The organism is Candidatus Poribacteria bacterium (assembly GCA_028820845.1).
In the GTDB taxonomy this organism is placed as follows: Bacteria; Poribacteria; WGA-4E; order WGA-4E; family WGA-3G; genus WGA-3G.
The window spans coordinates 26314-40800 of record JAPPII010000003.1; the positions used below are offsets into that span (position 1 = coordinate 26314).

Here is a 14487-nt window from a genome sequence, read left to right on the forward strand (position 1 = left end):
CGATTGCGGTTATCGGGTTTTAAGGCGTGCCCAGACGGTTGCCAACTTGTCACGACCATCAACATCCAAGGGGACAGGTTCCGCCATATCTTGGAGCAACTCATCTTTGGTTAGGGCGTAATTGTACACCTTGATCTCATCAAGTGCACCGGTAAGAAACCGTCCACTCCCACCTCGGGCACCGATAAAAAGCGGGTCGTTGTTCGGTTTTAATTCACCCTTACACGGCATCTCCGCCTCGAGTTCACCATCAATATAGAGCAGAATATCGTCGCCATCCCATGTCCCAGCGAGAAAATGCCACTCGCCATCTTGGATACTCGGACCGATATTGTCATCGTTGCACGGGTCCGGTAAATCAAAGAATTGAAGGATCGTTCCACCGTTATAAAGCGCAGCGAGATTATATAGACCAGCAACCCAAGCAGTTCCTTTTTCAACACCACTTTGGATCGCTTCTCCGCCTTTAACGATTGCCCAGAACTCAATGGTAATTCCATCAACAATATCAAGGCTGGCGTGGTCTGGAATTTGCCCAGAGGTCTTGCCATCAAACTCCAACGCTTTCCCGAAAACGCCATCAATTAACTTCGGATTGCCTTTAAAGGTTGCGTCGTTACCGAAGTCGGACAGATCTTTTGCGACATCACCAGCCAATTCATCAAAAGAGAGATGTAAAACCAAATCTTGTGCCTCACCAACCATTGTCATAGTTATCAATAGAAAGAAAAGGGCCAAGAAAAAAACACTCTGTTTCAACTCTCTACCTCCTAAAATAGTATTATAAGGGACATTTTTTCAGATGTCAACTCAATTTGACTTCCAAATAGTCAATATAATTTTAAGATAACAAGGGAGGAAAAAAAAAGCAAGGGTTTTCAACACCAGCAAAAACAGAAATGAAATCAGTGTAAAATACGCTATGCAAACGCCATCCTTGAGAACACAACATATTCTCCCCAGACACAAAAAACGTACCTTATTGCCACCTGAGTTCAACATCTTGACTTTTTTGGTAAAAAAACTTGGATTAAAAATCAGATTTTTAGTAATATGTAATCTAAATTCATATTTTGTTAGGACATTTTAATTTTTGTTAATTATTATCATCTTCTTCATTTTCAAAACTCCAATCTTTAGATTGGAGATGTAGAAAATGCTAAGGGCGTTGTTCGTTGGTCTGGGTGTACTGCACATCCACGAAGCGAGAACCCGCATTCAGCATTTTCTCAGACAGGTGTATAATCAGAAACGCCCGCATTCGGCGTTAGGATATTTGACACCTCTCGAATTTGAGAGAAAAAACTTGGATAAAATTTGCTAAATTGTGGTCTGAATAAACGGTGGCACTTCAAGTCTGGAGAGGATGTCAATTGCTGTTCTGATTTAGCGGTAATTTGGAAAGAGATAGTAATACAATGCCAAAGTGTGTTAGTTTTTTTGACAAACATTTTTTGAGTCCTGCTTGCGAAGAGTTAGGGAATAAAAAATTTTGGGAGATCCGAAGATGCAAAAAAACAATCAATTACATCGTTCTTACGGTCTGGCTACGGGCTTTTTGAAAGATATCATTCAACGCTGTCATCAACAGCGAGAAAAATCGCTTCGACAACGCAAAACAATCGTAATACCTGCTCTCTACAAGGACTATCCTTATCATTTCAGAGTTCATTGTGCGCGTGCCCACGCTATAAGGCTTTATGATTTGGAACAGGCAAACATCTCCTTTATGCCGATAGGACACGCACCCAAGTTCGACCACGCTCCCGGGAATTTCGGCGGCGACCGATTCCTAAGACGCCAAGGCACCCAAAACTGGTCCCCGAAGAGATGGTTTGCGTCGTGGGGGATTCAGATTTATACCGGCAGACCCTCCGGACGCAACGGCGCAGAATGGCACGACATCGATTTTCAGTACAATGCGCTCTGTGCTGTACCAGATGCTGTTCTTTCCTGTATTGAGGCACTCGTCAACTCCGCTGCGAATCCACTATTAACACTGACGAAGTCCGGCGGGCTCCGCTTTTCTTGTAGAATTGCAAATTATCTCCATCCGAACACTGATGAGGCAAAGCAGTATATCCGCAAACACACACCAACTGCCGAAGATCCGTATCACCGCGAGGTATACCTTGAGATTCGTGGCGACGAAAGTTACAGCCGTTGGGATGGACGCTATGAGATTCTGCTTGGGAATCTGTTGGATCCACCAATCATCACCAAAGAAGTTATCTTCGCTCCGATTGACGCGCTTCGTGACGCGCTACATGAACCCGTTCCCCCCGTGGAAGACGATTTAAAGCCTGCACCTCAAGCAACGCCTGTCAAACTTCTAACACCCGATCCTGTAGATGAGCAGATAATTGCGGTGCGGGAAGGCAAACTCAGTCCGTTGGCAATAAGGCGTCCTACACCGGTGCTGCAGAAATCAGAACTTAAGGGATCCTCAGATCCTTCACGACAGCCATCTAATTTACACGTTCCCGAACATGACGAGAAAACAGGTTGGCTTTACGCGGTTGACGACGTGGGAACTCGTCTTTCGTTTCGCCGAATTAGTATATCGAAAGACCTATTGAAGGCGTGGAGTGTCGACTGGCACGGGAAGACTTTGGGTAACTTTGCTAAAGCTTTACTGAATGCTTTAGAGAGCAAAAATGAGCTGTACGAGAATCCTGTTGGACGGGTTCGCATGACGGTGGCAGCATTTGCGGGGCAAGCAGAAATACTCACTGAGCAGATGCGGGAAGAAAATCCGAATCAAACACTTTGGCATCAACTGGAAAGTTACTTTGGGCATTACAAGCGTGATGCCGATGCCCCGATGGTATGGGATGACGACTTGCTGCAGTTCTGGTTGCCATCGGCCTCGGATGCAGCACAGCAATTTTCAGATGATACGGCGAAAAACGGCACATCGAAACCGTGGCTGTCGGGAAATCGAGTCTTCCAAATTCGCACCGGTATCTACTCAATGCACCATATTTTGAACTACGACAACAGTTGGGATTACCTGCGGTTCTCTAAGATTGGAAAGCGGTTTTTCGACGGGATTCGCGCAGAAATAAAGAAGGATTCAAATACCCAACATGTCGTTATTTGCGGCGAAATGTTGGCTACATGGTTAGAGAATACTGTGCTAAAGGAAAACGTCTATTACTGGAGTCATATCAAAAGGGCAGTAAATGCTAACGCGCTAAAGAGCGAGTTTGAGTTGGCAGATGTCATCTGGATTGTCGGCGCACCTTACTGGCCCCCGCAACTTATGTGGAAGCAGGCACAGATACTATTTGGCGGAGACGAGGAACCGCTCTCTTATGATGTTGAAATGAATCCTTATCGCTATAAAGACACGCGGATCCAAGGGTTATGTGAACAGAACATAGTTGGTATTCTCACAAAGATTATACAGCAAGTCAGGTTAGATTGCTTCTCAAACAAGACAGTCGTATTACTCACGGGTATGCCGCCGCCGAATATCACCGACAGACCTGAAACGCTCCTCTTTGATTGGGAAGATTTTGAGGTCGCCGGTGGGTTAGACAAGCTCCCCGAGGTTATAGCTGAACGCGAGCGGTTTGAGACCAAACGGGACAATCTCACTGCAGAATCTGATAGGCAAACAGTAGAGGATGTCTTGGGAATCTCCAGAAGTCAGGCGAATCGAGTATTGATGAAGTTAAGAGGTGGAAAAATCGAACGTGTTCCTTTTTACGCCCAGATTCACGCGCTTCTTGAAAGCGGCGAGAAAACGACATCAGAACTCATTGACGCTATTGACGGACATCCAGGGGCAGTAAAGAATGAGCTCAAGCGTCTTGTTGATGCCGGTGAAATTGTAAAGGTCCGACGGGCAGTCTATGCGCTGCCGTCAGAATAGATATACCAAGTGCGAAGAGGCAGCCTTTAAAACAAAAAGGATTGTTATGCAAAAATTACGGATCGAAGGCGCAGTACATACCAATTCGCTCGGTATGCAGTTCGTCAGAATTGAACCCGGTACCTTCATGATGGGTTCAGAGAACGCTGCATTATCAGATGAATTGACGGATGGAAAGGCACACCTCCGAGATGGCGATTGGGACGAAAAACCGGTACATCAGGTAACGCTCACTATGCCCTTTTATTTCGGGATTTTTCAGGTTACCAATGCGCAATACGAAGAATTCCAGCCGTCACACAGTGAGCTCCGTAGCAAGCTTGGCTTTTCACGGGACGATGACGAAGCCGTTGTATTTGTGGATTGGCACGACGCGACGCGCTTCTGTGAATGGCTTTCTGAAAAGGAGGGATTCCCTTATCGACTGCCGACTGAAGCCGAATGGGAGTACGTATGTCGGGCAGGCACAACAACCCATTTCCATACGGGTGATACCTTACCCTCCGATTTCCACAAAAACGTTGGAGAGAGTTGGTACCCAGACGCTGGACGGAGCCGCGGGGCAGAAGAAGTGATGCCGCTCCATATCGGACAAACACCCCCCAACGCCTGGGGTGTCCACGATATGCACGGAAATGTAGAGGAGTGGTGTCGAGATTGGTCTGGACCTTACGAACCGCATCCACAAGTCGATCCGGTCGGTAGAGAGACCGGTCTATATCGTGTTACACGGGGTGGCAGTCATTCAACATTACTCTGTTATTTACGGTCTGCAAATCGGATGGCGGCGGTACCTGAAGATAAACACTGGTATATCGGGTTTCGCGTCGTTTGTGGTGAAGTCCCGCAAGCAGCACCTACACCTGCACCGAAGGTCGCATTGTGGGGACGGAATGTCAAACAGGAACCCGCAAGTGCACCCGCGCCAGAAACACCTTATTTCGCTGAACCGATACCCTACGTTAAAATCCCGGAAGGTTCAAACGGACCGCTCTTCTCAGCACACAATCATGTTCCATCAATCACTGAATGCTCAAACGGTGATATGTTCACGGCGTGGTATTCGTGCGTAACAGAGCGCGGACGTGAATTGACGGTTGCTGCAAGCCGATTGCGATTTAGCGAAACGGAATGGGATCCCGCTGAACCCTTCTGGGGTCCGCCTGATCGCAATAATCACGCCACTGCTTTATGGCGAAACGAAAACGGACGGATTTATCATTTCAACGGTCTTTCTGCTGCCGCGACGTGGGGTCCCTTAGCATTAGTGATGCGCTATTCCGATGACAACGGCGCGACGTGGTCGAAACCGCGCTTCATCTCACCCGAACACCGGCTCCGACACATGCCGATTACCTCTGTCTTCCGCAGAGAGAACGGTTCTATACTCCTCGCCTGCGATGCAGTGAGCGGTGGAGACGGAGGCACTGCAATATGGCTTTCCGACGATGATGGAGAGACGTGGTACGATCCGGGGGCGGGGCAACCTATTCCCGAATTCGCCGAAGGAAAAACCGGAGGTTGGATTGCTGGCATACACGCAGCTGTCGTCGAACTCACGGATGGAAGGCTCTTGGCTTACGGTCGCGGCGATACTATTAACGGACGAATGCCAAAAAGCGTCTCCGCAGATGACGGCAAAACGTGGCACTATAGCGCAAGCCAGTTTCCCGTGCTTTCGGGTGGGCAACGCTGCGTGCTTTTGCGGCTTCAAGAGGGACCCATCTTCTTCGCCTCTTTCACAGGGGATCGGCGCGAACCGACACCGATGCCGATTGTCGATACTTCTGGAAACGAACGTCTCGCTACGGGACTTTTTAGTGCGTTGTCCTACGACGATGGCGAGACATGGAAACATATCCGTCCGGTTACAGACGACGGGGCAGATCGAGACATGGAAACGCTGGATGGACGCCCCTTTACGATGGGACTCAACAGTGCCGAACCGGGCGGGTACCTCGCCGTTCACCAAGGGCAAAACGGGATTATCCATCTGATTAGCAGCCGTCTACACTATCGATTTAACCTTGCATGGCTGCAAAAGCCACCGCCATCAGAAGCGAAAGATTATCTGCTTCAAACTGATAGAAGTAGATACCACTGGTAACACGTTCGCTAACTGTGTTGAGACCATCCCAATACGCTGCACGACTCCGACTCGTGTAGTACCGCGCACACTGGTGTCTGAGATTCTCAACGACATTGGCAAGTGGACGCGTGTTAACAATCGGATTCCCCGAAAGCCTTAGCTCTCTGAGATTCTCTAAACCCGACTGGATTGGGAAGCGGATTGTCAAGTGAGGTCGGAAACCTAACCCGCCAGGTAGATCAAATTACAGAAAGTCGCTTAAAATTTTAACTTAATATAAAAACATGCCTCAATACGATTTTCTGCTCTGAACCTCTCAAATTGTTGGGTTACACTGCTTTAAAATGAAAAAACTTGACACAAGACTGGAATCGTTATATCCTTTAATATTAACTTATTGTTATAGTTTTGTTGGAACCCGGTCTACTGAAAATCAAGGTCTCATATCAATTTTTACCTGTATATTTAGAATTCCAGTAGTTTTATCACAAATAGGGTCCTTCATTAGGCATTGGCATGACACTTGCAGTAAAATAAACAAAAAAACGCGATTCAACTTTAAGATTTTTGAAAGGCTATCTCATAGATACTATTTGGAACATATCAATACCTTCGCCAAATTATCCGGTTCTGATTTGGTTTGAAGTGTAATGAATAGCCCCAATAGCACCGAGATGTTCAGCGATGTCGTCAATAACAATAGGTTCAGGTTTTTGCGGAAGTATTTTTAGGGTTTCGTGTAAATACTTCTGCCCTCTGTAGCGTGCTTTGATGTCTAAGACCCCAAACCCGGGATGTTCCGCACCCCACATCTCCCGGAGTTTCGCAGAAACATTGACCATGAACATGGACAGGTTCGCCGCATTTTCAATAGGGGTCTGCTTGACGTTGCTAAAATCGGAAACCAACCCCCAAAACTGTTTTGCGTCTCGGAAGTTGAACTCGATTTGAAACCGAAGCGAGTAATAGTCAATGAGCGTTTCGGCATCCAATGCCAGATCGGAGGCAAACACGAAAACGTGTGATGTCTGTTGCGTCTTTGTGTTCGTTTTTCGCAAACAGACGACATTCAAAGGGTCTGGGAAACGTTTATGCCGACACTCTATTTGATAGACTTCGCTGGTGATGTTTCCTTGCGTCTGTGTGGACACGAGATATTTGCTCTCAATCGCTTTCGGATTGAACTTTTCACCATAGATCGCCGGTCTGCCGCGTCTTTGATAAGGTATCTCGGGTGGCAAATACAGGGCAGCATCTTTACGAAGTTTTGAAATCAGATGCAACCCGCAGCCTCTGACCCTCTGTAGTGTATTATTGTTGCCGAAGGCGCCATCAAGGAGCAAGTATCGGATTGGTAGAAAGCCCTCTATCGTTGCTAAGACCGTCTTGAGCAGCGATTGCACTTGTTTCAAAGTGTCATTGAGGACGCCCTGGGTCTTGTTTCGGTTCTGACTCCCTTTCGGACGTCCCGGTTTTCTTTTCTTTCGTGAAGGTGTCAAGGGCTGCGTCGCCTCTTTCGGTGTTTGTGAAGTTTCACTGCGGACGACCTGTTCCATGCACATCGGATAGGAACGGCGTCCCTTGACACTGATGATGGAAATGGCAAAAAACGCCAGACCCGGCACCGCCTTACCGATGGTTGATGCGAAAAAACGTGATAAACCGTAGGTAGCCTTACCTGATTTTCGCACAACCGTTTCATCACCCGCCAGCAGATACACGTCATCGGGATCAAAGAGATGGGTTCTGAAGAACACCCAACACAGCGTTCCCCACGGCAAGACGGTGTGAGAGAACCTTTGGATCCTGCGATAACTCCCGCCTTTCAGCGTCCAGCGTGAGATATTTCGCAGCGTCACGCTTCCGGTCATCGCCAGCACTGCGAACACGATATGACGCAACTGACGAAGTGGTGTTGTCGATAAATGTGGACTGAAAACCGAAAATAATGATAGAATCTCTGACATGGGTAAACATCCTTTCTAAGTTAGCGTTTCTTTAACTTTAGGATATTTACCCTATTTAATCAACTATTTTGGCGAAGGTATTGTCCTAACAGATTTCAAAAAAACAATCGGGTTAGAAGAAGGTTTTGAAGAAGCGCAAGTTCTCTGGATAGTCAGCATTCCGCGTTGGGCAGCGGGTTTCTTATGGTTGCAAACACAGACTTTGTTTGGAAATGACGAGAAACCCATCTCCTATGAAGGTGAACTCGAATCTCACCGCTACGAAGACGAACGGGTCCAAGACATATATAAGCAGTATGCCGTTCGTATACTTGCAGAACTTGTAGGACGGGTAGGATTGAATCGCTTAACAGACAAGACGATTGTCTTAGTTTCCAATCTGGTACTGCCCGACATTACCGACAGGCCTGAAACACTCCTTTTTGATTGGGAAGATTTTGAGGTCGCTGGTGGACTCGACAAACTTGCTGAGACAATAGCCACGCGCCAACATTTTGAAGCTGAACGTGCCAAACTCACTGCTGAATCCAGCAGAGAAGAAGTCGAACGGGTCTTAGGGTGCTCTTCACGGCAAGCAAATCGTGTGCTGCAAAAGTTTAGAGGTGGGGCACCGTTACGTGTACCGCTCCGCGATCAGATATTCGCTGCGCTTGCTGCGGGTAGGAACAAGACCTCTGATCTTGTTGATGCTGTTGAGGGATATCCAACGGCGATAAAAAATGAACTCAAGCGACTCGTGGATGCTAACGAGATCGTGAAGGTGCGTTGGGGTACGTACGCACTTAAAACAGACCAAATAAAACAGGATAAACAATGAAACTCCCCTTTTTACTTCAAGAAGTAGAAGTCAGCACTGATTTACGAGAAAGCAACGACATCCTCGACAATCCTGACGCTTTGAAAGAGAGGATAGCAGCAGACGGTTATCTCCTAATCCGAGGGTTGCATGACAAAGAGACAATCCTCACGGCGCGCCGCCAAATTCTGGAGAGACTACAAGCAAAAGGTATGCTCGCACCGGATGCTCCCTTAATGGATGGTATCTTCAATCCGGATTACCTGGAACCGACATCTACCGGCTCAATGGGCAACAAAGCGTGGACGCAGCTACCGGCATTTAAAGCAGTGGTCGAAGGTAAACCGGTGATGGACTTCTTCAAGCACTTCCTCGGTGGTGAGGCACGGACGTTTGATTTCAAATGGCTTCGCACAGCGGGACCGGGGGCGGGTTCTCCAATCCATTACGACATCGTCTTTATGGGTAGAGGCACACAAGATCTCTACTCTTGTTGGACCCCTTTCGGTGATGTCTCGCTTGATATGGGTCCGATTGTTTTCTGTCTGGGTTCCAATCGATTTGAAAAGATTCGCGCCACCTACGGACAATCGGATGTTGACCGTGATCTGATTGAAGGACATTTCAGTGATAAACCGCTTGAAATCGTCGAGAAATTCGGTGGACACTGGGCTACGACAAAATTTTCGGCAGGCGATGTTATTATTTTTAGCATGTTCCTGATGCACGCCTCGCTCGTCAACACATCCAACAAAATTCGGATAACTGCGGACACGCGGTATCAACTCGCCTCGGAACCGATTGACGAACGCTGGATCGGCAAAAAACCGAAAGGGCATTACGCATGGAAACAGGAGAACGCACAAATCGAATCCTTGGAGGAATCCCGAAAACGCTGGGGTGTTTAATGATAACCCCCTATCCCTTGTAGGAGAGGTTTGTAACCCCAATGCTTTATTGAATCCCTGTAGGAGGGGTTTGTAACCCCGATGCTTTATTGAATCCCTGTAGGAGGGGTTTGTAACCCCGATGCTTTATGGACGGAGACATGCAAACATGTACAATGATTCGGGTGTAAGCGAAACTGATACAACATCCAAAACCAGCAAACCCAACCTATTTGTTCCCTTCCTCCTTATCCTACTCTGTGCCGTTGCGATCGGCTTCGGTATCAGATATTATAGAAGCATCCGTGGGGCGACGACCGAAACACCATGGGAAGTCTACTTTAGCGAAGTCACTGCTGGTACTAATCACTATTCCCTTGAAAAACGACTCGTTACGAGACTCACCGATGCCGCAGCGCGAATTGATGCCGCGCTTTACGATCTGAACTCTGTCCCGATAGCCGACGCTTTAATCGAAGCACATCGCCGTGGACTCCAAGTGCAAATCTTCACTGAAACTGACAATATTGAAGAACAAATTCGACGCTTACAAGAAGCTGGTATCCCTGTCGGCGACGATAAAGACCCCGACAGTTATATGCACCATAAGTTTGTCGTGATTGATGAACGATACGTCTGGACGGGTTCCTATAACACGACCTACAACGGTGCCTACAAGAACAACAACAATGTTATACTCGTCGATTCAGTCCAACTTGCATATAACTTCACACAGGAATTTCGGGAACTGTTTCTGCGTGAACAGGTTGAGAAGTCCTCTGACATGTCTGTGGTCTATCCACAGGTGAAACTGAGCGACGGCACGCAGATTTCCACCTATTTTTCTCCAGACCACGATACCATCTCACCGCTTCTCAAGGAGATCCAGTCGGCGAAAACATCTATCCATTTTATGGCATTCTCCTTCACACACGACAGGCTCGGCAAGGCGATGTGCGATCGCTTTGAAGCCAACGTTGATGTACGCGGCGTGTTTGAGGGACGACAGGTTGACAAGCGATATTCCGAATACAACAAGATGAAGCAGGCAGGTTTACCAGTGGTGCTGGATGAAAACAGGGGGGCTATGCATCACAAGGTGATTGTAATTGATGGAGAGACAGTGGTGACGGGGTCGTATAACTTCTCGAAAAATGCAGAAACCCGCAACTCCGAAAACCTCTTAATTATCAAAGGGAATCAGGAGATTGCAGCGGCTTATGTAGCGGAGTTTCAGCGGATAACGCGTTAGCGTTTCTCACCTGATATTACGGCCCAATGCTTGGTACACTGTCCGATAGGGGCATGGGCATCACCGGTTTCTCACCTAATATTACCGTACAATGCTGCGCCGTCCCGTTCCTATCAATTTTAAGTTGGACGCTCGTATCCGGTCGCTTGGTTACGACACATCTTAACAATTCAGCGTATGAGCGCACAGCGGTCTCGTCCAATTCAAGAATCACATCTTTGGGCAAGAGTCCACTTTTGTGTGCTGGGCTGCCGTCAATTACACGGGTAACATAGACCCCAGACTCACCGCTATCGACCTCAACACCGAGCCAACCGCGCGCGACCTTTCCGTGTTCTATAATTTCCTTGGCAACCGTGCGAACTGCCTCTATAGGCAGCGCAAAAGCGATCTCTTGATTACGAGACCCTAACGGTGAGGGTTGCCCAAGAAATTGTGTAATGTCTATATCGTCTTGTTTCCCGAACAGCACATTAGCAGGTGAATTAATGCCAATCGGCTCTGTCAGAACGGCGAGTATCATTCCAACGATCTCACCGGACGTATTGACAACAGCACCTCCACTGTTTCCAGGTGTAATGGCTGCGTTGATTTTAATGAGTTCCCCACACATTTGATCCGGCAAGGTATCCCATCCACCGACGATTCCGAAGGAAATAATGGGGCTATGTCCGTAAGAACTGCCTATCGTCACAGCCCACGAACCCGTGTCAATCTTTGAGGAATCTCCCCACTTGATAGATTTCGCTGTCGCTTTAGATGCAGTTGTCAGTGGCGTGTCAGCAACGCGAAGCACTGCAATGTCGGTGAGTGTATCCGTGCCGAGCAGTTTTGCTGAAGATACCTTTCCATCACTAAAGACGATCTCAATCTTACCCGGATTCTCCATCTCAAAAGTCGTTGTTGCGACGTGTCCATTGGTGTCAATGAGGATACCGGAACCGATGTCTTGGCGGGTGAGTGCTAACCGCTTCGGATTCGGCTGGAGCCATACTGAATTGACCTGCGTCGCTACGACTTTGACAACAGCCGGACGGGCATCGGCGACTATCTTCTGAAAATCCTTCTCGAACATCTGTAGGATACTTTCGTTCGCAAAGCTGAAGGGGATTGCATAGAAAAGTAGACCGAGTAATCCAATTAGCAATTGTTGTTGTTTTAATGCTTTCGCGTGCATACGTTTATCATCCTTTGGCTGTTGGCTGTTAGTGGTTGGCAGTTGGTTGTTGGTTATTGGTTAATCGTCATTCGCTGACTGCCAATCGCCATTTCAAAGCCCACCGCCTGTGGAGGCACTGGTGTAGCTAACCTGCTTTAAGACATAGTGCTGCTGCATCGGCTGTCGCGATGTTTGGATTACACCACCGGGCGAAAATGAATCCATACTTCTCACCCGACGCCGCACATCTACGGGCAACTCAACAGGCGGCGGTCCGAGACGGTTCGGTTCGGATGCCGGCGTCACCACGACAGCAGGTTGAGAGTCCCGATCAAATAAGAGACCAGCTTGGTAGAAGTAGCCTCCTACTGCGACGATAAGAAGCAAAGCAACGATACCACTAAATGCCCATCTGGGACGGCGGAGCCCATCTTGTAGTCGATGCCAACCTGTTGCGATAATTTCCGTAATACCGCCGAACTCGTGTGGTTCTTCAGCCAGCCGTTGCATCAACTTCGGCATAAAGTTGGGAGATGGCTCAATCTGCGGCAATTGCCGGACAGCCTTAACAGATTCTTGAAATCGGGCATATTCGTGTTGACACGCTTCGCACGTTGTGAGATGTGCCTCAAAGTCGCGTAATGCCTGATAATCAAGGGTATCTTCCAAGTAGGCAGAGAAGTGTTCCTCAGCCTGCAAGCAGTTCATAATCTCTCCTTATGCGCATTAAACATACGATTTCAATTTATCCTTAAGCATGAGCCTTGCACGATTGATTCGGGATTTTGTCGTACCGCTACGGAGTTCAAGTGTCTCACTAATTTCATCGTAACTCAGTCCTTGTAGATCGCGGAGGACAAGCGGGACTCTGTACTGTTCGGGTAACTCGGCGATTGCACTCTGGATCGCGTCGTGCAATTCTTTTCGTTCAAGTGCGACTTCCGGTTGGAACGCCGCATCCGCCGGTGCGCTTTCAATGAGGTCAATCCGTTCGGAATCTCCATTACCATCTACGACATTATCAATCCTGTATCGATTTCGCCTTCCCCGATTTCGCAGTTCATTTTTGCAAAGATTTGCGGCAATGTGATACATCCACGTCTTAAAATGCGCCTGTCCGGGCTTGTAGCGCGGCGATGCTTTAAAGATGCGAACGAATGTCTCTTGTGCCAAATCCTCGGCACTGTCTCTATCATTGATATACCGAGCAATGAAATTGATGAGGGGCTGTTGATGCCGGCGTACGAGCAGCGTAAAAGCATCCTCATCCCCCGCTCGGTAGCGTTCCATTAATTCATCATCTAAATCAGGCATCAAGATCCTCCGGAGGTGCTTGTCTATAATATACACCAAACTGTAGATTTGGTTGCAACTTTTTTATTAGCGGTTCGCAATTAGCAATTGGCATACTGCGTTTTCAGGGACTTTATAGTAGAATCTGAAAATAAATACACACCTCCACCCCCTGGTAGGGTTTTTGCTGGGGTGTTTCTTCAAGGTTTCCTAACCTCGCTGGTTCAGCGTGTGCAATTAATTCTGAAATCTACTATAAGAGAAAATGCGTAAGTCCTATTTTGAAAAAAAACCCTATTCGCGTTTTCAGAAGGTTTTTCTGTCAACGAATAGGGCGTTGTGTCAGGGCTATTTAGTTTTAAGAGATAAGTTTATCCTTGTGAAGAATTTTTGTTTTCGGAATGTCCCTTGTTGGAAAACTAAATGCCCCTGGCGTTGTGTTTCTTTTTTCTAATGTTCCGTCCGTTAAATAGATTCGGGCCTCCATCCACGTTTTCGACATGCTTCGGTGAGTTTCTCAATCACCTGTTTTTTCAACTGACTCACGCGACCTTTGCTCAATTCCATCGACGCGGCAATCGCACTCGAAGAGGCATCCGTGCGGAGGTATTGAAAAACTTCACGCTCACGCGGGGTTAGAGGTGTCAGAAGTTCCGGCATCGCCGCAAAGAAATCTTCACGTAAGGCTGCATCTGCAACCGCTTCCGTAAAATGTGTCGCGCCCGAGTCAGGATATGTCGCTATCACAGATACACCTTGAGGGGTGCTGTCCTTCGCCTCAGCAAAAGCATCTCCAGGAGCCGAGACCAGCCCCAGTCGAGACCGATGCTTCACTTCCCGTCTTTTCGCATTCATCAGACGCAAGCAGATACGCGGACGGATGAACGTCCCGAAACTCGCACGACTTTTGTGAGACGGATCATAGGTGGGTCCCTTTTCAATCAGCACCATCGCAGCGAACTGCTCCAAGTCATCACGGAAGTCAGGGCACTGAGGCGAATGAAAGGCAATACACCCCGCACACCGTTTCATATCTGGACGTAAACGGGATAGCGTGGCATTATCGGCAACGAAGGGCCCTTCGTGTTGATACGGGGGCATTTCGCGTTGGGAAGTTGACATTTGAGTTTCATAATAATATAACTCCTTTTAGTTATGGGGTAT

Annotated in this window: 12 protein-coding genes and 1 pseudogene; 6 read left to right on the plus strand and 7 right to left on the minus strand. The window is 47.8% G+C overall.

Going from position 1 to position 14487, the window contains the following annotated elements:
- Nucleotides 1-9: 9 nt before the first annotated feature.
- Nucleotides 10-759, minus strand: coding sequence for a LamG domain-containing protein (locus OXN25_00310; protein MDE0423289.1), 750 nt, complete (start codon nt 757-759; stop codon nt 10-12).
- Nucleotides 760-1168: 409 nt separating this feature from the next.
- Between OXN25_00310 and OXN25_00315 the strand changes: the two are divergent.
- The 3 genes and pseudogenes from OXN25_00315 (at nt 1169) to OXN25_00325 (ending at nt 5987) form a co-directional block, all read left to right on the plus strand.
- A pseudogene (locus tag OXN25_00315) lies at nt 1169-1324 on the plus strand (integrase core domain-containing protein).
- Nucleotides 1325-1507: 183 nt separating this feature from the next.
- Nucleotides 1508-3880 (plus strand): hypothetical protein, encoded by a 2373-nt coding sequence (locus tag OXN25_00320; GenBank protein MDE0423290.1) that lies wholly within the window; start codon nt 1508-1510, stop codon nt 3878-3880.
- 46 nt (nt 3881-3926) lie between these two features.
- A complete protein-coding gene (locus OXN25_00325; GenBank protein ID MDE0423291.1) occupies nt 3927-5987 on the plus strand; it encodes an SUMF1/EgtB/PvdO family nonheme iron enzyme in 2061 nt (686 codons plus the stop codon).
- Here OXN25_00325 and OXN25_00330 read toward each other — a convergent pair.
- Both OXN25_00330 and OXN25_00335 read right to left on the minus strand, forming a co-directional pair.
- Nucleotides 5902-6177, minus strand: coding sequence for a hypothetical protein (locus tag OXN25_00330; protein ID MDE0423292.1), 276 nt, complete (start codon nt 6175-6177; stop codon nt 5902-5904). The two genes, OXN25_00325 and OXN25_00330, sit on opposite strands and share 86 nt — an antisense overlap.
- A gap of 412 nt (nt 6178-6589) precedes the next feature.
- Nucleotides 6590-7936 (minus strand): transposase, encoded by a 1347-nt coding sequence (locus OXN25_00335; GenBank protein MDE0423293.1) that lies wholly within the window; start codon nt 7934-7936, stop codon nt 6590-6592.
- A gap of 187 nt (nt 7937-8123) precedes the next feature.
- Between OXN25_00335 and OXN25_00340 the strand changes: the two genes are divergently transcribed.
- The 3 genes from OXN25_00340 to OXN25_00350 all read left to right on the plus strand — a co-directional run bounded on the left by OXN25_00340 (nt 8124) and on the right by OXN25_00350 (nt 10871).
- Entirely contained in the window at nt 8124-8753 is a 630-nt protein-coding gene (locus tag OXN25_00340; GenBank protein MDE0423294.1) for a hypothetical protein, read from the plus strand.
- The gene (locus OXN25_00345) at nt 8750-9640 is read left to right on the plus strand and encodes a phytanoyl-CoA dioxygenase family protein (GenBank protein ID MDE0423295.1); all 891 of its coding nucleotides are present in this window, start codon (nt 8750-8752) and stop codon (nt 9638-9640) included. The genes OXN25_00340 and OXN25_00345 overlap by 4 nt, the downstream gene beginning before the upstream one ends.
- A gap of 148 nt (nt 9641-9788) precedes the next feature.
- Nucleotides 9789-10871: a phospholipase D-like domain-containing protein gene (locus tag OXN25_00350; protein ID MDE0423296.1), complete on the plus strand. Its 1083-nt coding sequence runs from the start codon at nt 9789-9791 to the stop codon at nt 10869-10871.
- A gap of 16 nt (nt 10872-10887) precedes the next feature.
- Here the strand turns inward: OXN25_00350 and OXN25_00355 are convergent, their stop codons facing one another.
- The 4 genes from OXN25_00355 to OXN25_00370 form a co-directional block, all read right to left on the minus strand.
- Nucleotides 10888-12048: a trypsin-like peptidase domain-containing protein gene (locus tag OXN25_00355; protein ID MDE0423297.1), complete on the minus strand. Its 1161-nt coding sequence runs from the start codon at nt 12046-12048 to the stop codon at nt 10888-10890.
- Between the two features lie 93 nt (nt 12049-12141).
- Nucleotides 12142-12738, minus strand: a complete 597-nt coding sequence (locus tag OXN25_00360; protein MDE0423298.1) for a zf-HC2 domain-containing protein — start codon at nt 12736-12738, stop codon at nt 12142-12144.
- Between the two features lie 18 nt (nt 12739-12756).
- Nucleotides 12757-13344 carry a sigma-70 family RNA polymerase sigma factor gene (locus OXN25_00365; GenBank protein MDE0423299.1) on the minus strand — a complete coding sequence of 196 codons (588 nt, stop codon included), beginning with the start codon at nt 13342-13344 and terminating at the stop codon, nt 12757-12759.
- Between the two features lie 444 nt (nt 13345-13788).
- Nucleotides 13789-14445 carry a sigma-70 family RNA polymerase sigma factor gene (locus tag OXN25_00370; GenBank protein MDE0423300.1) on the minus strand — a complete coding sequence of 219 codons (657 nt, stop codon included), beginning with the start codon at nt 14443-14445 and terminating at the stop codon, nt 13789-13791.
- Nucleotides 14446-14487 lie beyond the last annotated feature (42 nt).